Origin of the sequence: Fluoribacter dumoffii NY 23 (assembly GCF_000236165.1) — a bacterium.
Classification (GTDB): domain Bacteria; phylum Pseudomonadota; class Gammaproteobacteria; order Legionellales; family Legionellaceae; genus Legionella; species Legionella dumoffii.
In genome coordinates, this window is the sequence record NZ_CM001373.1 from 892,606 (window position 1) to 917,386 (window position 24,781).

Below are 24,781 nucleotides of genomic sequence, written 5' to 3' on the forward strand. Positions count from 1 at the left end.
AAATTCCTGTGCTTTTTAGGATCCAAACCAGCGTTTGAAGGCTAAGCGTATTGAGTCTTTGGTTCGAGTGTAAAAACCGCCTGATTCAACATCCTGTAAAGCATAAAGAGGTCTTGTTGAAATGACATTATTATCATATTGAACCACTAAATCACCTATTTTATCTCCTTTTTTAATTGGCGCCTCGAGATAAGAGGGAACTTTGGTTGCAATGTTCAGACGTTGATATTGACCTGTTGGAATAGTAATGAATTGATCTTCATTTAATCCGACGTTAATTTTATCTACATTCCCTTTGTATAGTGGAAGCTCGGTAATTGATTGACCGGATTTGTAAAGCTGATGGGTTTCAAAAAATCTGAATCCATAATTTAGTAATTTCTCGCTATCATCTGCTCGAGAAGAATCACTGGGTTCTCCAAGCACAACAGCCAGTAATCGCATGTTGTCACGTTTTGCTGAGGAAACCAGGCAAAAACCTGCTTCATTCGTATGTCCTGTCTTGATGCCATCTACTTGATTATCACGCCAAAGTAATCTGTTTCTATTAGGCTGACGAATGCCGTTATAGGTGAACCATTTTTGTTTATACCAGTCATAGTATTGTGGAAAATCGGTTATTAACGCTCTGCCAAGAATCGCTAAATCTTTCGCTGTAGTATATAGGTTTGGATCGGGCAAACCAGTACTGTCCGTAAAATGACTGTTTTTCATACCAAGGTTTTGAGCTTGCTGATTCATGAGATCAATGAATGAATTTTCAGTACCGCCCACATGTTCTGCCATTGCAACACATGCATCATTTCCGGAATCAACAATAATTCCTTTAAGCAAATCCTCAACTGGAACTTGTTGGCCTTCCTTGATGAACATGCGTGAGCCGCCAATTTTCCATGCGTCACGACTTACGCGAACATTATCGGTAAGATGGATTTGCTCGTGACGCAATGCATTGGAGATCACATATAAGGTCATCATCTTAGTCAAGCTTGCAGGAGGTAAACGCTCTTCGCTGTTTTTCTCAGCAATGATTTTACCGCTGTTTACATCTATTAATATATATGCTTTTGCATTAAGAGCGGGAGGAGCCGGGGTAACCAAAGGTTTATCATTCACAGTTGGAGAAGGTCTTTCCAAGTCAGCGGTAGGTTTGGTAGGTAACGTTCCTTCATCTGCCATTGAGTTGGTTGACTGTACAAAAAGGGTAATGAGAAACAGTGCAGTTAATAATATAGACGTTGTTCTTGTCATGTTGTTTATTAGTCCGATTACAAAAATGAGAATATATTATCACAGCCTTTTAAAGGCAACAAAATAGCAGATGAAAAATAATGAAATTTTTTTCAAATTAAAATAAATCTTCGAAATTAGAAGATAATTCGGTATATTAACCAGAAAATAATAAAAAATAATGGAAAATATGCGAAAGATACTTATTGCTGTGACCATTCTATTAACAGGGTGTCAAACCACAAATCAATCTCTTGATTCTGCACCAACAGGAGCTAGAAAGTCTACTCGACAAGTAACCCATAATGCGAAAAATTCCATATATAATCGTTATAAAAATAAAACAAACCGCTATACGCAACTTAAAGATGGGGCTCCTTCCAAGCTTAAAACAATTAGTTTTAAGGAACCCATTCCTACCAAGGAACCATTAAGTCGATACGGCAATCCTACTGAATATTCAGTTGATGGACGCTCGTATCAAGTAATGAGAAGCTCAACAGGCTATAAAACACGAGGGATTGCTTCCTGGTACGGAACTAAATTCCACAAACAAAGGACATCCAGTGGTGAACCTTATGATATGTACGTGATGTCTGCTGCACATAAAACCTTACCTTTGCCTACTTATGTAAGGGTTAAAAATTTGAATAATGGAAAAGTTGCGGTGGTTAAAGTAAATGATCGCGGCCCATTCCATTCAAATCGAATTATTGATTTATCTTATGCTGCGGCTTTAAAACTGGGAATATATCCCAATGGGACGGCTCCGGTTGAAATCGAGACGTTAATGGGACCAACAGGAAAAGCTCATTATTATTTGCAAGCAGGGGCTTTTTCAACTGAAATTCTGGCAAAACGCCTAAAAGAAAAATTGGCTCATATTACTCCCTCTCCAGTTTATATCGAGCACTATAAGCAACATTACATTGTGAGGGTAGGGCCATTTGGGTCAAAAAATATGGCGGACAGTTTGAAGCATAAATTATCGCTAAATGGAGTCAATGGATCATTTTCTGTTTTGATTTAACTGATTATAGAATTATGATAGCTAATTGATGGATTAATAGATAAAATTAGCGCGTCGAATTTTTCAGGACTTGAGAATTGGCTCACAAAAACATAGATTGGGCGGCCTGAATCCGTTTCTTTGTTCCATTTCTCATCCTAGACGCTTTCAGCAGACACATTTTTATAGGTTTGGTTTATTAATATTGGGGTATCCTATCAATGCACGATGGCTCTGTGTTTTATACAATATTCTTAATTTTCGCAGGTGCTGCTTTTCTATCCACATTGGTGCTTTACACCAAACAATCCTTGCTGGTTGCTTATATTCTTCTGGGGGCAATGTTTGGCCCGTGGGGCTTAGGCCTTGTATCGGATGTAACTATTGTAAAGCAAATCGGTGATGTTGGAATTGTTTTCCTTCTATTTCTCCTCGGATTGCACCTGCAACCCCAAAACCTTGTACATATGTTAAAGAAAGTTACCTGGATTGCTTTAATCAGTTCAGCTTTGTTTGCAGTAACAGCCTACTGGATTGGCAGGGCGTTTGGACTAACTGTAACGGAGTCATGGATATTGGGTGGTTCAATGATGTTTTCAAGTACCATTATAGGTTTGAAATTATTACCTACTACCATCTTGCATCACCAGCATACGGGTGAGGTAATGATCAGCGTATTATTAATGCAAGACGTCATTGCAATTATTGTACTCATTTTGATTAATGGGGCGCAACAAACTGGCGGTTTCTCAATCGATGATCTTATTCTCGTTGGCATTGATTTACCCGCATTATGTTTGTTTGCCTTCGCTATTGAAAAACATGTTTTAATTCGACTGCTTGCCCGATTCGACAGAACGCAGGAATATGTATTTTTATTATCAATTGGATGGTGCCTTGGATTGTCTGTTCTTGCGCAGAAAATAGGACTTTCCGAAGATATTGGGGCGTTTATTGCCGGAGTAGCATTGGCAGCGAGTCCCATATCTCTTTTTATTGCTGAGAGTTTAAAACCATTAAGAGATTTTTTCCTTGTGATGTTTTTCTTTTCAATCGGTGCAACTTTTAATTTTGGGTTATCCTATCAGGTAATCGTCCCTGCCCTAATATTATCGGCCTTGGTTTTAGTATTTAAACCCGTATTATTCTATATACTCCTCGGAAAGTCCGGTGAAAAGAAACAGGTCGCAAAAGAAGTGGGTATCAGACTGGGGCAAGCAAGTGAGTTTTCATTGCTTGTTGCCAGTATCGCTTTAACAACGAACCTTATTTCGGATAAAGCATCTAATTTGATTCAGGCAACTACCATTTTAACATTTATTGTTTCCTCCTATTTTGTTGTATTGAAATACCCAACCCCCATAGCATTCTCTGATAAAATGCGTAAGGATTAACATAATGAAATTATTAGTTATATTATTGTGCTTATTGAGTGAACGATTTTTGATTCACGCAGTATCCTACCAAAGATTTTACTGGTTTTCAGATTATTATATTAAAATTAAAAGTATGGCTGACAAACAGGGTGCTTTTACTAATCCATGGGTTCTTTTAGCGTTAATAGTTACTCCAATTGTCTTGATTGCTTTAATCGTGTATTTATTTCTTCACGCTCTGGTTTTTGGATTAATGGGATTTCTTCTGAGCTTGCTTATTTTCTTTTATTGCCTTGGCCCCCAGAATGTCTTCTATCCGATAACCCACTCGGAAGTAAAAAGTAATGAAGAGCTCGTGGGCGATTATTTTGTCCTGGTGAACAGACAATTATTCTCTCTTGTATTTTGGTATGTCATTGCCGGACCTATTGGTGCACTGACTTATCGTCTGATTACTCTTTGCCGTGACATTCCATCAGTTGGAGAGCAGGCAAATGAAATTATCGATTTGCTTGAATGGATTCCTGCTCGTTTAACCGTTTTGCTTTTTTTGCTTGTTGGAAATTTTCAGCGTGGTTTTTTCTTATTCACCCGCTATTTTCTGGCCAAACCAGATTTGAATAATACGATGTTGCGTGAATGTGGATTGCTTGCGGTAAAAACGCATGAAGGTGAAGACATCCCTATGCCGGTAGCGGAGGGACTGGTTGAACATGCTATTATTGTCATGTTGGTCTTCATTGCTTTATTTACCTTGCTTCCCTGGCTTTAGTTAGATTTGAGAGGGGATTGAGTCAAAGGCTCACTCTTCATAATTATTCGGATACTATCACTATGAATTCGTTTTTGCGTTTACTTTGTTGCACTATACTATTAGGACTTTGGGGTTGTCAGGGATTAAAACAAGGTGCAATTAAAGCTCAAGATGTGCAACGATGCAACATAACATGCATACAGCATTTTGAGTTTTGCAAAAAGAATTGTGTTGATAACTGCCCAACTTGTTCCTATAAAGCGCAAAGAACGGCAGAAAAAAATTTTGCTAAATACGTGCATGAACGAAAAGTTGAAGGCAAAAAAGTGATGCGTGAGTTGAATTCTTACCGCGATCCACTACAATGCCGCAAAGTTACATGCGATTGCTTATCAGATTTAGCAATTTGTAAGAAAGGTTGCACGGGTGTAATTCCTAAAAAATTACAAGCTGTACCTTATTGTGTTTAATAGATTTCGGGGAACACTTTCATGGCAAATGAAACTAACTTAGATTTGGATCCTACAGAAACGCGTGAATGGCTGGACGCCCTGCAAGCTGTATTAATCAATGATGGTCCGGAAAGAGGCGCTTTTCTTTTGAAACAACTTCTTAATAAAGCGAATACAGAGGGACTCAGTCTTACAACTTCAATTAATACACCTTATAGAAATACGATCAAGGTGCATGAAGAAAAGCAAATTCCACCAGATGAAGGGCTTGGGAAGCGCATCAGTGCATTAATCCGCTGGAATGCCGTAGCGATGGTATTACGAGCAGGGAAGTATGCCGCTGAACTTGGAGGCCATATTGCCTCTTATGCTTCTTCATCTACTTTGTATGAAACGGGCTTTAATCATTTTTTTAAAGGGGCAAACGGCGAGCATTGCGGGGATTTAATCTACATCCAAGGACATTCTTCCCCTGGAATATATGCCCGTGCTTTCCTTGAAGGACGTTTGACAGAAGAGCAATTAAATAAATTCCGACAGGAAGTCGAGGTCGATGGTTTGTCCTCATATCCGCACCCTTGGCTTATGAGTGAGTTTTGGCAGTTTCCCACTGTATCTATGGGACTGGGGCCATTACAGGCAATTTATCAGGCACGTTTTTTAAAATATTTAGAAAACAGAGGTCTAATCAAAAATGATGACCGTAAAGTATGGGCTTTCCTTGGTGATGGTGAAATGGATGAACCTGAATCAGTGGGAGCTCTAAGTATTGCCGCTCGAGAAAAACTGGATAATCTGATATTCGTCGTAAACTGTAATTTACAACGACTTGATGGTCCTGTACGCGGTAATGGAAAAATTATTCAAGAGCTTGAAGGATTATTCCGGGGTGCTGGCTGGAACGTAATTAAAGTGATTTGGGGCGGACGTTGGGATCCCTTATTTGCCCGTGATAAAGAGGGCTGGTTGCAGAAGCGGATGGAAGAATGCGTTGATGGAGATTATCAAGCCTACAAAGCAAACAATGGTGCCTATGTAAGACAACATTTCTTCAATCAATACCCGGAATTGAAGAAAATGGTTGAAAATTATACTGATGAAGAAATCTGGCGATTGAACCGCGGGGGGCACGATCCTCAAAAGGTTTATGCCGCCTATGCGAAAGCGGTAGAGCATAAAGGTTCTCCAACCATTATTTTAGCAAAAACAATTAAAGGCTATGGGATGGGAGCAGCTGGTGAAGGACAAAATATTACCCATCAGCAAAAGAAAATGACTATTGATCAATTGAAGGCTTTCAGAGACAGATTCAGTATTCCAATTAGTGATGAACACATTGCTGACATCCCTTTCTATAAACCTGCGGATGATAGCCCTGAGATTAAGTACATAAAAAAACAAAGAGAAATGTTAGGTGGCTATTTGCCATCACGCTCTACTGAAGTAGAACCTCTTAAAATTCCTCCCTTAGCTGATTTTTCTTCAGTTACAAAGGGATTGGGAGACCGAGAAATCTCAACCACAATGGCGTTCGTACGGATTCTTTCAGTATTGCTTAAAAACAAAGAAATCAGTTCACGGATTGTTCCAATTGTTCCTGATGAATGTAGAACATTTGGTATGGAAGGTCTATTTAGACAAATCGGTATCTATTCTCCGGTTGGCCAACTTTATACTCCGGTAGATCATGAACAAGTGATGTTTTATCGTGAGGCTAAAGACGGACAAATTCTTGAAGAAGGAATTAATGAGGCAGGTGCTTTTTGCTCCTGGATTGCTGCCGCTACCTCTTACAGTTCCAATAAACTGGCAATGATTCCTTTTTATATTTACTACTCTATGTTTGGATTCCAACGTGTTGGTGATCTGGCATGGGCTGCTGGTGACATGCAAGCTAGAGGATTTTTACTAGGGGGCACGGCCGGACGTACCACGCTTGCTGGTGAAGGATTGCAGCACCAAGACGGCCATAGTCATTTGTATGCATCAACAATTCCGAATTGTGTTTCTTATGATCCGACTTTTGCTTATGAGCTTGCAGTCATCATTCAAAACGGGTTACACAGAATGTATGAAAAACAGGAAAATATTTTCTACTATATTACTGTAATGAATGAAAACTACATGCATCCTGATATGCCAGAAGGAGTTGAAGAGGGTATTATCAAAGGGATGTATTTATTACAGGAAAACAAGAAAAAATCCAAACACCATGTACAATTAATGGGAAGTGGAACCATATTGCGTGAAGTGATTGAAGCCGCGAAGATGTTAAAAGAAGATTACTCAGTGACTTCAGATATTTGGAGCGTAACCAGTTTTAATGAATTAAGAAGGGATGGTTTGGCTGCAGAGCGCTATAACACCCTGCATCCTCAGGAAAAACAATTGAAAAGTTATGTTGCGACCCAATTGGAGGGTAGCACTGGACCTGTAATTGCTGCAACGGATTATATGAGAATTTATGCGGAACAAATTCGGCCTTTTGTACCCAATCATTTTGTAACATTAGGTACTGATGGTTATGGAAGAAGTGATACCCGCGAACGCTTACGTCATTTCTTCGAAGTAGATGCAAAATTTATTGTTCTGGCTGCATTAAATGCTTTAGTTGCTGAAGGAAGCCTTGATAAATCTAAAGTGGTGGATGCAATAAAGCGCTATAACATTAATCCTGATAAAGTGAATCCGGTTAATCATTAGAATTGAATATACAGTAGCCTTGGTAATTCAAGCCAAGATTACCCAGGAAGTGGATTGATTCATTCAGCCTGCTTCCTGGGGAGCATTGCTTGAATATATTGGCAACCTTTGAGGAAAGATATGTCAAACGAAATAGAAGTTAAAATTCCTGATATTGGTGGAGCTACTCAAGTTGATGTGATTGAAATAATGGTTCAGGTTGGGGATCAAATTGAAATTGATACTCCGCTTATTACTTTGGAATCAGATAAAGCCAGCATGGAGATTCCTTCTCCAGTTGCAGGGAAAGTCACAAAACTGAATTTAAAGGTAGGGGATAAAGTCTCTGAAGGAGATTTAATTCTTGTGGCCACAGTTGAAAAGAATTTAGAAAATACAAAAGAAAACGCACCTCAAGATCTCAAGAAAGACGAGCAAGAATCTACTAAAAATAAATCAATACAAACAGATACTAATCAAGTGTCACCGGAGAAAAAATCAGAGCGGGTAGAAGAGGTCAAGATACCCGATATTGGTGGCGCAGCTAAGGTTGACGTTATTGAGGTTATGGTTAAACCTGGAGATCAAATCGAAGTAGACGCTCCGCTGATTACTTTGGAATCAGAAAAAGCAAGTATGGAAATACCTTCGCCAGTGGCAGGAAAGGTAACACAAGTAAGTGTCAAAGTAGGGGATAAAGTATCAGAAGGGGATTTAATTCTGGTTGCTGTTGTAGAAAGCGGGTCTGGAGCGGGACAAACTGATACAATCGTAAGTAAACCCGAGCAAAAAAGTGAACCTGTCCGCACAAAATCAGTTGAAGAACATACTAACCGAGAAAACGAAGAGGCGCCATCACAGTTTGTTCCTGCCGGAACAGTGGAATCAGCAAAAGTAATTGCTGCTGGACCTGCTGTGAGACGGATAGCGCGAGAGTTCGGTGTCAACTTGGCTGATGTTCGCGGTACAGGACGTAAAGATCGTATCACTAAAGAAGATGTACAAGCCTATGTAAAAGAACGATTAAATAAAGAGCCTAGTACAGGATCTTTTGGCATACCGCCTGCTCCGGTAATTGATTTTACCCAGTTTGGGGAAGTGGAAACCAAGCCACTCAACAAAATTAAAAGGCTCACCGGGGCTAATGTACATCGGGCCTGGATTACAATTCCTCATGTAACGCAATTTGATTCAGCAGATATTACCGAGATAGAAGCTTTTAGAAAATCTGAAGCAGAGCATGCAAAAGCCAAAGGTTATAAGCTTACATTGCTTGCATTTGTTTGTGCAGTAGTCAGCAAAGCTTTAAAAGAGTTTCCTCAATTTAATGCATCTTTGGATGCCGCAGGCGCAAATCTTGTTTATAAAAAATACTATAACATAGGTATTGCGGTAGAAACTCCAAATGGTTTGGTAGTTCCGGTAATTAAAAATGTGGACAAATTAAGTGTTGCTGAAATTGCAACTGAAATGACGCGTTTAAGTACCAAAGCACGTGATAAGGGGCTGATGCCAACCGATATGTCAGGAGGCTGTTTCACTATTTCCAGTCTGGGAGGAATTGGTGGTACATCATTCACCCCCATAGTGAATAGTCCTGAGGTGGCTATTTTAGGATTATCTCGTTCCGAAATAAAACCTGTATATGAGAATGGGGCGTTTCAACCCCGTTTGATGCTTCCTTTGTCTCTATCATACGATCATCGGGTTATTGATGGTGCTGAGGCGGCCCGTTTTACTCGTTTTATTTGTGATTGCTTAAGTGATATAAGACGAATTTTACTTTAGTATTTCAATAATATTTAATTAAAGAGGCTTGTAATGGCTAATAAAATAAAGACAGATGTCGTTGTATTAGGTAGTGGCCCTGGTGGATACACAGCAGCATTCAGAGCAGCGGATTTGGATAAAAAAGTAGTTTTGGTGGAGCGTTATGATTCATTAGGCGGCGTTTGTTTAAATGTAGGCTGCATTCCCTCCAAGGCATTATTACACATTGCAAAAGTTGTTGATGAAGCTCATGAAGTATCTGAGCAAGGTGTCAGCTTTGGTAGTCCCAAACTGGATAATAAGAAAATTGTTGCATGGAAAAACTCTGTCGTTTCTAAATTGACTGGGGGTTTAAAAACTTTAGCCAGACAACGTAAAGTTGAAGTAATTACCGGGGTTGGGAAGTTTTCAGGTACGCATCAGATAACCGTCGAAACGAAAGAGGGTCCAGTTGAAGTTGAATTCGAAAATGCAATTATTGCGGTGGGCTCTGAATCCATTAACTTACCTTTTATTCCTGAAGACAAACGCATTTTTAGTTCAACTGGTGCATTAGAACTAGCTGACATTAAAGGAAATCTGTTGGTTTTGGGTGGCGGTATTATTGGTTTGGAGATGGCTACAGTTTATTCATCTTTGGGTGTTGAAGTAACGGTAGTTGAGTTTATGGATCAACTTATTCCAGGCGCCGACTCTGATCTGGTTCATGTGTTACAAAAACGCATGCAGAAAAAAGGGGTCAAATTCCTTCTGAAAACAAAGGTGACCGCAGTAGAAGCGAAAAAGGATGGAATATATGTTTCTATGGAAGGTGAGCATGGAACAGATAAACCTCTATGCTTTCAACAGGTCCTTGTTTCGGTGGGAAGAAAACCCAATGGCGGTGCAATTAATGCAGAGAAAGCTGGGGTTAAAGTCGATGAGCGAGGATTTATTAAAGTTGATAATCAACAAAGAACGAACGTACCCCATATCTTTGCTATAGGGGATGTCGTTGGACAACCCATGCTTGCTCATAAAGCAATTCCCGAAGGTAAAGTTGCGGCAGAAGTTATTGCTGGTAAAAAACACTATTTTGATCCTAAATGTATTGCCAGTGTTGCCTATACAGACCCCGAGATTGCCTGGACAGGCTTAACTGAAAAAGAAGCGAAAGAAAAAAATATTCGTTATGAAAAAGCTACATTCCACTGGAATGCCAGTGGTCGTGCGTTAAGCATGGGACGTGAGGAAGGGATGACCAAGCTCTTATTCTGTCCAGACTCAAAGAGAATATTGGGCGCAGGTATTGTGGGGATAAATGCAGGAGATTTAATCGCAGAAGCATCATTGGCTATTGAAATGTGTTGCGATGTTGAAGATATTACCTTGACGATTCATCCTCATCCGACGCTTTCTGAAACGGTTGCACAAGCTGCTGAAGCATTTGATGGAACGATAACGGATCTCTATTTGCCAAAAAGGAAAAAATCAACTGAATAACATTTAACCTGGTAGGCGAAGCGAAGTCCGAAAATATAGTAGTTATTTCCGGAGGATGCTTCGCTGGGCCGGGACGGGATTATTGGTTAGGAGCAACAGGGATGGCATTTAATGTTCGGCCCATGACTGAATTAGATATTGATGAAGTTTATGCAATTGAAAAAAATGTTCATATAGCTCCCTGGGATAGGGATATTTTAAGAGACTGTGTGCGGGTAGGTTATGATTGCCGGGTATTCGAAACCAGGGAAGAGAGTAACGTACTGATCGGAGGGTATATAATTTCCAGACACAGCAATTCCGTCTGTCATATTTTAAATTTTTGTATTGCAAAATCTTTTCAATCCAAGGGCTACGGACGAAAATTTTTACAGACAGTCCTGCATTCACTGGCAGAATCAAAACATACTGATTATGTCATTCTTGAAGTGAGACCCAGTAATAAAGCCGCATTACATCTTTATCAAAGCATTGGATTTGAACAAGTAGAAATCAAACCCGGTTACTATATAGAAAAAAATAATATTGAAGATGCAATTGTTTTAAAAAGAAATTTTAAGTAATTCGAATTAATTTAATAAATTAAAAAAATGCTCTGAACTCTTTATTTTATATTTTTTTTTGTTATCATATACGACCCTACATTTAAAATCACAAAACTCCATCCTGTGGATAACTTTTCTTAACACTTATTATTTATTCTATACTTCTTATAATCAAATTATAGTAAACGTCTTGTGCATCGAGGCTTATTCCGTTTTTTAAAACCTTTGGAACAACTAATGTTATCCACAAAAACTGTGGATAACATTGTGAATAGGAGTATGAATTACTTGATAAATAAGCTCCTTTTTATATTGTTCTAAAATAATCCAATGAGAATTGCATGGGAGTGCCTATTTGAGACGAAATAATTATTGATCTAATAAAACAAACCCCACTCGCCATTTATTAAAATTGTAGATTACTTGTACATCGTGGGCTTTGGCATAACAAATTACCATGACAAATATAAATTGTATGTGGTACTCTAAAGTATTGAAAAAATGCAATCATTCCCCAGATTGCCTGGTTATTTAAATTTGATTAATCGATTTATTTGTAGAGAATGTTTCATGAGAAGAGCAAAATCCAGACCTAATCCTTCCCCGCAAACTGCTCAAATTGATAATTTAAGCCACGATGGAAAAGGTATTGCACGTATTGAAGGTAAGGCCACTTTTATTCAGGGTGCGTTGCCAAATGAACTCGTCGAGTTTCACTATACACGAGTGAAAAAAGACTTTGATGAAGGACTCTTACTTAAAGTTATCGAGCCCTCATCTTTACGCGTAGATCCCAAATGTCCACATTATTCGATGTGTGGTGGTTGTTCCTTGCAACATATGAGCGAGGAGGAGCAAATACATTTCAAGCAACAACAATTGCTGGATTTATTAAATCGATATGGCCATACCCAACCGCAAACCCTGTTACCGCCTTTGGTTTCTGGTTACTGGAACTACAGAAACAAAGCCCGATTAAGTGTACGTTATGTTGAAAAAAAACAAACCTCAATGGTCGGTTTTAGGGAGCGTAGTAATTCCAGATTTATTACAGAGATTACACAATGCCCTGTTTTAAATGCAAAGCTTGATGCGGATATTATCCCGTTGAGACAATTGATAAATTCAATGCATGACAAACATTGTATTGCGCAAATTGAAGTTGCAGCAGGGGATGAGGAAGTTGCCCTTATTTTTCGGAATTTGCAGCCTTTGGAGCCTGAAGATGAGTTGAAAATTCAGCAATTTGCTGAGGACTATCAATATAAAATTTTCCTGCAACCAGCTGGCCCCGAAAGCGTTTATTGTTTCTACCCACCTAAATCAAGTGAGTATCTCACTTACAAATTACCCGATTATCAAATTCTCTTTTCATTTCATCCGACAGATTTTACTCAAGTCAATGCATCATTAAACCGGGCTATGGTGGCACAAGCAATCCAGCTGATGGACTTAAAAAATACAGATATAGTGCTAGACTTATTTTGTGGGTTGGGAAATTTTTCACTTCCAATGGCAAAGTTTTGTGCCAAAGTACTTGGTGTTGAAGGCAGTAAGACGATGGTTGAACGAGCATATATGAATGCCCAATTGAACCATATTCTAAATGTAGATTTTTATGCTGCCAACCTAGATGATGTAAATGAAGTAAAGAAACTGGTGCAGCAACCGTGCAACAAAGTATTAATTGACCCTCCTCGATCAGGTGCGCTTGAAATTGTGAAACAAATTGATGCACTGAATCCAGAGCGTATTGTTTATGTATCCTGTAATCCCATAACATTAGCACGAGATACAGATATATTAGTTAATCAAAAAGGCTATACCTTGATTAAAGCAGGAGTAATGGATATGTTCCCTCACACTGCCCATGTGGAGTCTATAGCTTTGTTTGAAAAAGGATAAACTCATGGTTAGAGTAAAAGATAGTGTTCCATTGTGCGAAGATGGAAGCATTGATGTCGATTTATGGCTCCATCAATTAGGCGCAAAAGGTTATTTGGAAAATCTTGAACTCATCCGTAGCGCATGCACTCTAAGTCAACTTGCTGGGCAAGAGCATGCTACAGAAACAGGCCAATCCTGTTTGCAACAGGGATTGATTATGGCTGATTTGCTTGCTGATCTTCAGGTTGATCCCGAAACGCTGGCAGCAGCAATTATCTTTGAAAACGTACATTATGCCGATTTATCCATTGATGATGTGGCTGAACAACTAGGCCCCAATATTGCCAAATTAGTCAAAGGCATAGAGCGCATGAGCGCCATGCACAGTTTTCAGGGTTTAGGTAAATACCCGCAAAATAAACAACAAATTGATAACATTCGTAAAATGCTATTGGCAATGGTGGATGATGTTCGGGTTGTATTGATTAAGTTGGCTGAACGTTTATGTGTTTTAAGAAGCGCCACACATTTATCCGAAGAGTTACGCAAACAATTAGCTACTGAGACCATGGAAATTTATGCCCCTTTGGCTAATCGTTTGGGGATAGGGGCGATTAAATGGGAAATGGAAGACCTGGCTTTCCGACATTTACATCCTGAGGATTATAAAGCAATTGCCAAAGGCTTGAAGGCCAAACGTTTGGAGCGAGATCAATTCGTCAATGCAATTGTTGCCCAGCTCAATGAACAGATTAAAGCAAGTGGAATCGATCATTTTGCCGTTTACGGACGTTCAAAACATATAAATAGCATTTATAAAAAAATGACTCGCAAGAATGTATCCCTTGATGAAATTTATGATGCTACTGCGGTACGTGTTCTTGTAGACACCCAGCCTCAATGCTATGAGGTGCTCGGTATGGTGCATACCCTCTGGAAGCAAATTCCCGCTGAATTTGATGATTATATTATTAATCCCAAATCGAATGGCTATCAATCTTTGCATACAGCAGTCCAAGGTCCAGAAGGCCGGGTTTTTGAAGTGCAAATAAGAACCTTTCATATGCATGATTTGGCGGAAATGGGGGTTGCTGCACATTGGAAATATAAAGAGGGTGGTTTCAAACAGAAACAAAGCCATGAACGTAAAATCGAATGGTTACGTGATGTATTGGCTTGGCATCGGGAAATGGCAAGTAACAAAGGAGTCTCCGAAGGTACAACTACAGAGTTTCTTGAGGATAGGGTTTATGTGTTTACTCCGGATGGAGATGTTCTTGATTTGCCTCAAGGCGTCACCCCCTTAGATTTTGCATACCATGTACACAGCGATTTAGGGCACCGGTGTCGTGGTGCCCGTATTAATGGGCATATTGTACCATTGACTTATCAGCTGAAAACAGGAGATAGGGTAGAGGTTTTAACAGGAAAGGAAAGTAAGCCTTCCCGTGATTGGATTAATCCCCATTTGAACTACCTCAAAACATCTCGAGCTAAGGCCAAAGTGTTGCATTGGTTTAAAATGCAAGATTATGATCGAAATATTCAGGATGGCCGTGAGTTACTCGATAAAGAATTAAAATCTTTAGGAATAAAATCGGATAAACTGAATGAAGTGGCAACAGCCCTCCATTTTAAAAAGCTTGATGATCTTTATGCTAATCTGGGACGTGGCGATATTAAAATCGGTCAAATTATCAGTAAGCTTGCTCCACCTGTTACGTCAGATCTTAACCTTGAACGGTTTGTTAAGCCGCAGGCAAAACCAGAAATTACTGGGAGTGATCTTCGTATTGAAGGTGTGGGTAATTTATTAACTTTTACGGCGCGTTGTTGTCAACCTGTTCCTGGGGATGCAGTAATTGGTTACATCACTATAGGACGAGGGGTATCAGTGCATCGACAAGATTGCCCTAATATCATTCATGCAAGCGAAAGACAAAAGCAACGTTTCTTACAAGTCAGCTGGGGTAGTGCAACCCGAGAAAATTATGTTGTTGATATTTTAATCAAAGCATTTGATCGCTCTGAATTATTAAAAGATGTCACTTCCTTACTTGCTAATGAAAAAGCCCATGTTTATGCACTGCAAACCCAAAGTAACAAACAAGAAAATATGGCTTACATTACATTAACTGTAGATGTTGACGGTCTAGGCAGCTTATCTCGATTATTAACGAAGTTAGAACAAATTCCTAATGTTCTCGAGGCAAGAAGACAGTTGTAAATTCTTATCACCTTGGTTTTGCGAAGGTAGCCGGAAAAGTATATTTTCTCGGGCTGGCTTCGTTAAACCAAGCTCCCGCCGGATCCGACTGTAATCTTGCAGCGTTATTCAGACTTTACTTTTCTATTTAAGAATAAAACCCGCCACAACAGCACGATGTTCGCTCAATAAAACATTATAAGTACGGCATGCTGCGCCTATAGACATGCACTCAATACCTATTCGTTGTTGCGAAAGTTGATGCATAATTGACAGGGGCATGAGTTTTCCGGTATGTTCGTGGCCAATGATGATGATTTCCGGTTTAAATTGCGTTAATAAGTTCACATAATGAGCATCAATTTCTTCGATGTCTTTAATTGAGAGATCACTAATGATTTCTGTTTTAGAAACAATTAAGCTGCTTTCGTAAACAATGGAATTAATCTGAATTTTGTTATCACTATAAGCTTGTACTGCATGTTGTTCTGCTGATTCTAGATTGATGTTCATAGTTTATGTTTATGAATGTGCAAATGAATGGTATATATAGTGCAAGTATACTACAGAGGTCAATAATATGAGTCAATTTCCACGTATAAATCGTCTGCCCCCTTATGTTTTTAATACATTAACCCAATTAAAAACAGAAGCGCGAGCGCGTGGAGAAGATATTATTGATTTCGGTATGGGAAATCCCGATCAACCAACGCCTCCTCATATTGTTAATAAATTGATTGAAGCAGTGCAAAGACCCGATACCCATCGATATTCCATGTCCAAAGGAATACCAAGATTAAGACGAGCCATGGCTTCCTGGTACCAACGTAACTACGATGTACAGTTAAATAGCGAAACGCAAATATTAGCTACGATTGGTTCAAAAGAAGGATTGGCCCATCTTGCACTAGCTATAAGCGGGCCCGGAGATACCATATTAGTCCCTGATCCGGCTTATCCTATTCATACTTATGGATTTATTATTGCTGGTGCTAATGTAAAGCAAATCCCCCTCATCAATGAGACTCAATTTTTAGACTCCATTGAAGATACGATTAACCGAAGCTTGCCTAAACCCAAGGCATTAGTAATTAATTTCCCAGCAAATCCAAGCACGCATTGTGTTGATTACTCTTTTTTTGAACGAGTAGTTGAGTTGGCCAAAAAGCACGAGATTTGGGTGATTCATGATTTAGCTTATGCTGATATCGTATTTGACGGATACAAAGCGCCTTCGATATTGCAAGTACCAGGGGCCACCGATGTGGCAATAGAAACCTACTCCATGTCCAAATCGTACAATATGCCTGGCTGGCGTGTGGGTTTTGCCTGTGGAAATGAAGAGCTGGTTGCTGCACTTACCCGAATTAAATCTTATTTGGATTATGGTACATTTACACCAATTCAAGTTGCTGCAATCACTGCTTTGGAGGGTTCAGATGATTGTGTAGAACAAATCAGGGAACTCTATGAGAATCGTCGTAACATTCTTTGTGACGGTTTAAATGATATTGGCTGGGAGGTTACCCCTCCAAAAGCCACTATGTTTCTTTGGGCACCTATTCCTCCTCATTATAAGCATATGGGATCTCTTGAATTCAGTAAGTATTTACTAAAAGAAGCTCAAGTAGCTGTGTCCCCAGGCATAGGCTTTGGTCAACAAGGTGATGATCATGTTCGTTTTGGTTTGATTGAAAATAAGGATCGTATGCGGCAGGCATTACGAAATTTGAAAGCATTGTTTCGCAGAGATGGATTAATTAAGGCCTAATAACTATGCATGTAGTGATTGATTCAGAGTGTGATGCGATTCCCGAGCAAGCCAAATCCCTGAATTCAGAAGGGAGGGTGCTGCTCAATTTGTTGCAAAGTCTTGGATATGCTCCTGATAATCCTCCTTTTGCGGATTTATTAAGACAATACCATAACCTGGAAGGTGAATGGATTGTATTGACTCCAGTTCATTGGGAAGCGACACATAATGATGCCATGATTGTTGCTTTAGGCAAGGATTTACAGCTTACAGAGAATGATTCCAAATTATGGTTCGATTTATTTTCCGAATATCTCGCAGAAGAGGGCGCGGTGCTTCATTATCATGACGCAGAAAACTGGTTGATACACACCAATCAACCCTATCCTTTAAATGCCAAACCGCCCCAGCGCCTGTTGCATCGGTCTCTAATGCCTGAATTAGCCCAACTCGATAATTCCATGCATTGGCAAAAATTCATTACTGAAAGCCAAATGCTTTTTGCTTCCAAACCCAATCAGTCTTTTATCAATGGCTTATGGGTTTGGGGGAACTCAAAACTGAAAGAAAAACAGCCACTGCATATTTGTGTTGATGCTCATTTTTTCCCTTTTGCAGAACTGCTCAGCACTCAAGTTACTTTATATACGCCAGAAATAACCCTTAAGGAACAGCAGATTATATTACTCTCAGAATTATCTACTCTTAGCAAACCCCATCAAGAAGAGTTAAAAAAAATGTCTGCTCAATGGTATTGGAACAATACAGCCTATTCAGTGGGTTCTGAAAACTGGTTTGTTCGCTTATGGAGAAAAATAATTCATGCTAATTAAACAACGCCCCATACCAGCAGAGATTCCAGATTTGCCCAACATACCTGATGTACTTAGGCGAATATTTGCAAATCGAGGAATCACAGAACCTTGCCAGTTGGATAAGCAACTCCAAACTTTATTACCTTTTGAGAGTTTTAAAGGGATAAAGGAGGCATGTATTCGTTTGGAGAAGGCGTTACGTGAACAGCAAAGGATTTTGATTATCGGAGATTTTGATGCAGATGGTGCAACGTCAACGGCCCTTGCTATCACGGCTTTACGTACTATGGGAGCGCAATTCGTTGATTATCTCGTCCCAAATCGATTTGAATTTGGTTATGGTTTAACCCCGCAAATAGTCGAAGTAGCCAGTAAATGGAAACCTGCATTAATTATCACTGTGGATAATGGAATTGCCAGCGTAGAGGGTGTTGAAAGGGCAAATCAATTAGGTATTGATGTATTAATTACCGATCATCACCTGCCTGCAGATACTCTTCCTAATGCTTGTGCTATTGTGAATCCAAATCAGCAGGGGTGTAATTTTCCCAGTAAATCTATTGCAGGAGTTGGAGTAATCTTTTATGTCATGCTGGCTTTACGCAGACATTTGGTGAATACCCATTGGTTCCATGAAATGAATATTAAAGAACCCAACATGGCAAGTTTTCTGGATTTAGTTGCCTTAGGTACAGTAGCTGATGTAGTAGGGCTCGACCAGAATAACCGCATTATGGTGAATCAAGGCCTTGCCAGAATACGTCAAGGACTTTGTCGTGAAGGGATTAAGGCCTTGATAGAAGTGTCCGGGCGTGATTATGCACGTCTACGAGAATCTGATTTGGGTTTTGCTATTGCTCCAAGGCTCAATGCAGCTGGGCGTTTGGACGATATGTCTTTAGGTATAGAATGTTTAATTACTTCAGACCGACAACAAGCGAGAAACTATTGTCAACAGCTTGACGAATTAAACGAAGAAAGAAAGCAGATCGAAACTGAAATGAAAGAGCAAGCAATGCTTGCCTTGGAAAAACTAACCCTGAGTACGGAATACAACAAGGGCCACTTACCCATTGCTTTGTGCCTGTTTGATAAAACCTGGCATCAGGGAGTTATTGGTATTTTGGCCGGCCGAATGAAAGAACGGTACCATCGTCCCGTTATTGCTTTTGCACAAGTAAGCGAACATGAATTGAAGGGGTCTGCACGCTCTGTTTCAGATTTAAATATCCGGGATGTATTGGCAGCGATAGATAAAGATAATCCCGGTCTGATTACCAAGTTTGGTGGTCATGCTATGGCAGCTGGTCTGAGTATTCATCCGGATTCATTTAAAGCATTTAGCGAGGCTTTAGTATCTGAAGTAAACAAGCATATTGACGTATCTCAATGCGAAGGGGAGCTGCTTACTGATGGTCCATTGCACCCGGAGGAATTTAGCATAGAAATCGCCCAGTTAATCCAACAAGCAGGCCCATGGGGACAGCAATTTGCTGAACCTGTTTTTGATAATGTTTTCGAAGTGCTGGATCAACGCCTGGTTGGGAAAAATCATTTAAAAATGACCTTAGCCACAACTCAGGGTGAACAACAAGTGGATGCTATTGCTTTTAATATTGATTTAAAATCTTGGCCAAATCACAGAGTGAAATGGATCCATGCCGCTTACAAATTGGATATTAATTTTTATCAAGGACGAACACGCTTGCAGTTACTGATACAAGCGATGAATGTGGTCAATCAGGAATAAAAATGAAAGTCCCCTTTCACCGTATGGAAAGATGATAAACACAGAAAAAATCCACACAGAATGCGTATCAGATAATTTGGGTCACAAAATCAAAGCCGATATCGGTTATATTTTTGTACAAAATTTTTAGTTCGAGTATAATTCGCTTTTTTTAATAAATATCAACAGTGGCTAATATTCTTCTTTCATCCTTGTCTATAGCTCCAATGATTGATTGGACTTACACTCATTTTCGAGTATTTATGCGGTTATTAGCTCCTCATGCGCTGTTGTATTCAGAAATGCAAACGACAGGGGCAATACAAAATAATCCTCTACGGGCCTTGCAATATATTGAGATGGAACATCCAATAGCACTGCAATTAGGTGGTTCGGATCCTGATGCTTTAGCCCTATGCGCGCAAGAAGCAGAGCGGGCAGGGTATGATGAAATCAATATCAATCTGGGATGTCCTAGCGATAAAGTACAAGCTGGACGTTTTGGGGCCTGTTTAATGAAGGAACCCAAACAAGTTTCAGACTGTATTCAAGCGATGCGCCAAGCAGTTACGATTCCTGTTACCGCCAAAACCAGAATAGGGATCGATCATCAGGACAGTTATGAATTTTTTAGTGATTTTGTGCATCACTTGCTTGAAGCTGGGGCGCAAAAAATTATTGTTCATGCACGTAAAGCTTGGCTAAATGGTTTGAATCCCAAACAAAATCGAACAATTCCTCCTGTGAATTATGACTATGTTTATCGTTTAAAAGATGAAATTCCGGAAATTCCGGTTGTCATTAATGGAAATATTTTAAATATAGAAGAAATCAAAAATCATCTGCAATTTGTTGAAGGGGTAATGCTTGGCCGTTTGGCATGCGATAATCCTTTTCAAATTGCAACCATCCATCAAGATCTTTTTCCTGACACCCCAAAGCAGACCCGCAGCCAAGTTTTTGAGCTTTATTTGGATTATTTGCTCGAAGAATACAGCAAGGGTGCTTCACTAAGCTTACTGATAAAGCCTATATTCAATCTGGCTTTTGGTTTACCGGGCGCAAGTCAATGGAAAAAAACGCTGATGCTAATTTTGCAGCAAAAAAACCTCGCTCCATTTCAGGAGCTCAGGGATTATTTACAAAATATTGAAGCATACGCAGAGAATGTTGTTTAGGTAAAGAAGCCGGAATTTTGTTCTTACGTTCGCTATTAAACATTTAGCTAAGGACTCTTTAAAATCTAATTCAAATGAATCAGGAGTTCTAAATGAATCACCTAAACGATTTTTTAAACCAATATATTGACAAGGCACTCGAATATTTTCATTTGTTATAGGCTTAAATTTATCAAAAGCACTAAATGCAACGGTAACCAAATTCGCAAAACGATCGAGTTGGTCCTTTGAAGATTGATAAATATTCTCCTCAAAGATCAATTCTCCGATTAAACTAATCTCACTTGGGGATTCGTTTTCTGATATACAGTCAGCAATTCCGGAAAGAATTCTAGTTTTTCCAACGCCATTCCTTCCAATCTATACATGAATGTTACTGGTGGGATTTGATTCACTTATAACTGCAACTTCAATTTGATCTTAGCTCTAATTGAGGTAGATATGAACACAACTTAAAGTATGTGTTTCTATTTTGGAAATATTTTATTTCCAAAATGGTTGGTTCTCCAAAACGAGTATTATGTATAAAATGAATACAAATAAAGTGAAAAAAAACTTAATATCTATAAAAATTGTTATTTATTAAGTTTGAAAATAGTAAGGTAAAATCAATCAAATTATGAACGAAAAAAAAGAGAGAAAACTTGCTTTTGAGAAGGGACGATATGCAATGGATTATTACCTTCTGCCTCGTGTTAAGCAATCAGGAATAACATATGATCCTTATACAATTAAATTTCAATGTAAAGAAATAAGTGGTGATTATTACGCTGGGGCTGTGAGTGCTTTAGACAAGTTTCTTGTTGGGAATAAATCCGTAATAGAACGATTGAGTCTTGAGCAAAAGCATGAATTAGAAACATTATCTGATAGCAACTCATGTTATAGATATCCATTTAAAGAGAACGCCTTTGATGAAGCCCATAACTTAATCATTCTAAATTATTGGAGAGGTTTATGTTTTAAAAAACACCTCCTAAATCTATTAAAAAAGCAAAATGCTGCCTTAGTAAGATTAGTTTCTCATACTCATTCATTACCAACTCCCGCACCCTATTTACCAATAATAGAACCATATGTTCCAAAACCGGTTCCCTATCATCCTTCCTTTGATTTGCCAATAATTGAACCATTGCTCGGTGAGGAAAAAAGATCGACAGCATATATTCCATCATCAACAGGCTCTATAATTAATAGTTCATCCTACAATACGAATCAGGAGGAAGAGGAAGATACGTTGGGGATGTTAATTAATAGTGATGTTGAATCGGTAGAAGAACTATTGGAGGAAGATGATCATTATACCGCGCAATTTGATGAGCGAGAAAAGAGTTATCCTGGAGAAAATGAGGATACTGTTCAGAGCGCTCCAGATAATGAATTCAATCCAATTCCTCCCCTCCAAATGGGAGAGATACTTCACACTGACTCTTGCCAGTCGCAAAACAGTAGAAAAGGGTACTTTGTTAGTGATGCTCTTCCCCCTTTAGTAGATTCTTCAGCAACCAGAAAGCGTAAAAGACAAGAGTTCACGATTCCGACATTAACCAATACACAATTACAAGGAATCAGTACGGCCCATACCACAACTACGGGTCGCGCTCGAATGCGACAAAAACAACTGCCTACCAATGTGTCCGCAGCTAATATCAAACTAGAGGGTAATAGCACCCCTGGTAGTCGATCATTGACTCCTGCTAGAAAGCGACCAAAACAGGATGGACGTCCTGGTCTCTCATTGGAGTCATTTTTAGATGAAAGAGTTATTAGTTTAATAAAGGAAATACCTGCACTTGAATATTATAATTCAAAAATAAAAATCCTTGGAAACACCTGGGAATTAGTTCTGAATGTGGAAATAAATAAAGCTAAGGTGAAAGATATAATATCCAAACATGCTTATTATTTTATCTTCGAAGCAGACCATTCTCAATTTGTACGCGATGAGATGCTTAATATCAATTACTCTTTTTTTCTAAAAGGGTTAGAAGAAATTTCTCATGATTTAATGCCTTATTTTAAGGTGCAAGAAGGTAATGATATAAATTCCGCTAAAGGAAAAGCAAAAGCTAAATCGGGGTCTAAATCGACCAGTAATGTTACTGAAATTATTCATAATTTATACTCCCAGATATTAGCTCTTAGATGTGTTAAAGAGATTTATGCTGACCCTGATAATCCGATGGCGTTTCCTCAAGTACCTATTAGTGAGGAAGAGGCGATTCTTGATTTCAAACAACTCATGAAAAAGAGTGCAGAATATGTGAGTAGAGGATATAGTGATGATAGTTCTTATCCTCTTTATCATACAGTCGAATTCTCAAAATATGATAAAGTAGGTAAACTTGCAGTTGAGTTTTTTACCCGAATAGAACGTTATAAAGCGACATACGGTGGTAAGACCGAGTCCGCTTATAGCGTGTGGGAGACCAATTCTTCCCCTGTGACCTATAAATTACGCGAAGTATTTCGCCAACGTTGTGCTAAAGTTGATATCACTACTGTACCTGTTTCTAAAGCGGGATCCATTGGAATTAAAGAAATTAGCCAAGTACTGACTCGGCAATTCGTAAGTTCTCAATATTCACCAACTGTTTTAATGCAGGTAATTGAAGTTTTAAAAAAACATTATCAATTTAAAGCAGAACGAATTCAATTTCTTGATCTCTGTGGAGGATGGGGGGCACGTAAAATAGCTGCTTTAGCACATCCATCAATTGATTCCTACTTAAGTATTGATCCTAATCCAGCTTTGATTGAACCTTATGAACGAATGACTCAACTATTTAAACCGTTATCGGGTAAAGAGCAATTTAAATCAGAGCATATTTCTAAAAAAATTGAGGAAGTCGTAATTGACCCTGATAAAATTGGATCGTTTAATTTAGCAATTACTTCTCCTCCCTATCGAAATTTTGAGCTATATAATAAAAAAGCAGATGGATCATACGAAGAACAACAATATGCTAATGATGATAATTGGCACAACTTTTTGGCCCATTGTATGTGGGTATTATCATTGTATGTTGCAGATGGAGGTTTAATTGCTTTGAATCTCGCCAATGTGATCTACCTTAGAAAATGTTATTTTTTAACGGGTGATGTAGTTAACGCAGCACTTTCAAGGTTAGTGGAAAGACTTCCTTTAGAGGCAGTAGAGAGAGAGGAGACAGTAAACTTATATAAGGCTATGAATATTGATATACCTACTAATAGACATAATATTGACCCAAGTACCTTGTCCTATCCTCTAGAATTTCAAGGTTCAATTATTCAAAGAGATTCCGATAGATCAAACCTTCATAAAAAAATAAGAAAAGATCCCAGGTTTATTGAAATCTATAATGAGCAGATCCCAAGTGATCGGGAAAGTTACGTCGTTTTCAGAAAAATTGCTGTATTACCGAAACTTAGCAATTGTTTAAGATTGAATGGCTTATTCAAAACTGTTTTTAAAAGTGAAACAAAAGTATGTAATACTGAACCAGAAGCAGTACGTGAGCGCCACAAATTACAAATATTTACTAAAGAAAATAAAATTTATGATAAATCGGCAGAAGGCGAACAAGAATCACAGACACCTTAATTTATTGTAACGTTTAAACCCTTTTTAGCCTTTCCCCGTATTACGACTTCGTCTAATACGGCTACACAGTCTCCCCAGTCCGTCGCGACCTGGTGACATCCTTGGGGCCTTAACCAAAGATGCGGGATTAGCAAGCAACTTTATTGGTAAAATTAATATCACCACTATGTACTCCTATGTTGCCATCCACCACAGCCAAGCAAATAAAGCGTATGAATATTTAAGAAATGGAAAATTAAAAGGACGTATAGTTAATGTACGTAAAACTTAAGAGTGACAATAAAAAACAGGAGGAACACAATTTGTGTTTCTCCTGTTTCTTTGTTA

Annotated in this window: 16 protein-coding genes and 1 pseudogene; 15 read left to right on the forward strand and 2 right to left on the reverse strand. The window is 38.9% G+C overall.

Annotated features, from left to right (window positions below; genetic code table 11):
• Positions 1-15: 15 nt before the first annotated feature.
• Entirely contained in the window at positions 16-1,251 is a 1,236-nt protein-coding gene (locus tag KYQ_RS04205; RefSeq protein WP_010653817.1) for a D-alanyl-D-alanine carboxypeptidase family protein, read from the reverse strand.
• Positions 1,252-1,420: 169 nt separating this feature from the next.
• Between KYQ_RS04205 and KYQ_RS04210 the strand changes: the two genes are divergently transcribed.
• The 9 genes from KYQ_RS04210 to relA all read left to right on the forward strand — a co-directional run bounded on the left by KYQ_RS04210 (position 1,421) and on the right by relA (position 15,414).
• The gene (locus tag KYQ_RS04210; RefSeq protein WP_010653816.1) at positions 1,421-2,260 is read left to right on the forward strand and encodes a septal ring lytic transglycosylase RlpA family protein; all 840 of its coding nucleotides are present in this window, start codon (positions 1,421-1,423) and stop codon (positions 2,258-2,260) included.
• 200 nt (positions 2,261-2,460) lie between these two features.
• Positions 2,461-3,633: a cation:proton antiporter gene (locus KYQ_RS04215; RefSeq protein ID WP_010653815.1), complete on the forward strand. Its 1,173-nt coding sequence runs from the start codon at positions 2,461-2,463 to the stop codon at positions 3,631-3,633.
• Between the two features lie 4 nt (positions 3,634-3,637).
• Positions 3,638-4,387, forward strand: coding sequence for a membrane protein (locus KYQ_RS04220; RefSeq protein WP_010653814.1), 750 nt, complete (start codon positions 3,638-3,640; stop codon positions 4,385-4,387).
• Between the two features lie 473 nt (positions 4,388-4,860).
• Positions 4,861-7,524: a pyruvate dehydrogenase (acetyl-transferring), homodimeric type gene (gene aceE, locus KYQ_RS04230; RefSeq protein WP_010653812.1), complete on the forward strand. Its 2,664-nt coding sequence runs from the start codon at positions 4,861-4,863 to the stop codon at positions 7,522-7,524.
• Between the two features lie 120 nt (positions 7,525-7,644).
• A complete protein-coding gene (gene aceF / locus KYQ_RS04235; RefSeq protein ID WP_010653811.1) occupies positions 7,645-9,291 on the forward strand; it encodes a dihydrolipoyllysine-residue acetyltransferase in 1,647 nt (548 codons plus the stop codon).
• Between the two features lie 33 nt (positions 9,292-9,324).
• Positions 9,325-10,755 (forward strand): dihydrolipoyl dehydrogenase, encoded by a 1,431-nt coding sequence (gene lpdA / locus KYQ_RS04240; RefSeq protein ID WP_019349672.1) that lies wholly within the window; start codon positions 9,325-9,327, stop codon positions 10,753-10,755.
• 101 nt (positions 10,756-10,856) lie between these two features.
• Positions 10,857-11,318 carry a ribosomal protein S18-alanine N-acetyltransferase gene (gene rimI, locus KYQ_RS04245; RefSeq protein ID WP_010653809.1) on the forward strand — a complete coding sequence of 154 codons (462 nt, stop codon included), beginning with the start codon at positions 10,857-10,859 and terminating at the stop codon, positions 11,316-11,318.
• Between the two features lie 552 nt (positions 11,319-11,870).
• A complete protein-coding gene (rlmD, locus tag KYQ_RS04250) occupies positions 11,871-13,205 on the forward strand; it encodes a 23S rRNA (uracil(1939)-C(5))-methyltransferase RlmD (protein ID WP_010653808.1) in 1,335 nt (444 codons plus the stop codon).
• Between the two features lie 4 nt (positions 13,206-13,209).
• Positions 13,210-15,414 carry a GTP diphosphokinase gene (relA, locus tag KYQ_RS04255; protein ID WP_010653807.1) on the forward strand — a complete coding sequence of 735 codons (2,205 nt, stop codon included), beginning with the start codon at positions 13,210-13,212 and terminating at the stop codon, positions 15,412-15,414.
• Positions 15,415-15,537: 123 nt separating this feature from the next.
• On the opposite strand, the gene KYQ_RS04260 is transcribed toward relA, so the two are convergent.
• A complete protein-coding gene (locus KYQ_RS04260) occupies positions 15,538-15,906 on the reverse strand; it encodes an Mth938-like domain-containing protein (protein ID WP_010653806.1) in 369 nt (122 codons plus the stop codon).
• Between the two features lie 67 nt (positions 15,907-15,973).
• On the opposite strand from KYQ_RS04260, the gene alaC reads away from it, so the two are divergent.
• The 6 genes and pseudogenes from alaC to KYQ_RS18830 all read left to right on the forward strand — a co-directional run.
• Positions 15,974-17,164 carry an alanine transaminase gene (gene alaC / locus KYQ_RS04265; RefSeq protein ID WP_010653805.1) on the forward strand — a complete coding sequence of 397 codons (1,191 nt, stop codon included), beginning with the start codon at positions 15,974-15,976 and terminating at the stop codon, positions 17,162-17,164.
• A 5-nt stretch (positions 17,165-17,169) separates the two neighbouring features.
• Positions 17,170-17,979, forward strand: coding sequence for a hypothetical protein (locus tag KYQ_RS04270; RefSeq protein WP_010653804.1), 810 nt, complete (start codon positions 17,170-17,172; stop codon positions 17,977-17,979).
• The gene (gene recJ, locus KYQ_RS04275; RefSeq protein ID WP_010653803.1) at positions 17,969-19,711 is read left to right on the forward strand and encodes a single-stranded-DNA-specific exonuclease RecJ; all 1,743 of its coding nucleotides are present in this window, start codon (positions 17,969-17,971) and stop codon (positions 19,709-19,711) included. The genes KYQ_RS04270 and recJ overlap by 11 nt, the downstream gene beginning before the upstream one ends.
• A gap of 167 nt (positions 19,712-19,878) precedes the next feature.
• Complete coding sequence (gene dusA / locus KYQ_RS04285; protein ID WP_029488984.1) at positions 19,879-20,868, forward strand: tRNA dihydrouridine(20/20a) synthase DusA; 990 nt, start codon at positions 19,879-19,881, stop codon at positions 20,866-20,868.
• Positions 20,869-21,487: 619 nt separating this feature from the next.
• Complete coding sequence (locus KYQ_RS04290) at positions 21,488-24,454, forward strand: hypothetical protein (protein WP_019349674.1); 2,967 nt, start codon at positions 21,488-21,490, stop codon at positions 24,452-24,454.
• Between the two features lie 85 nt (positions 24,455-24,539).
• Positions 24,540-24,725 (forward strand): annotated as a pseudogene (locus tag KYQ_RS18830) (DbpA RNA binding domain-containing protein); the annotation flags it as partial.
• Between the last annotated feature and the right edge of the window lie 56 nt (positions 24,726-24,781).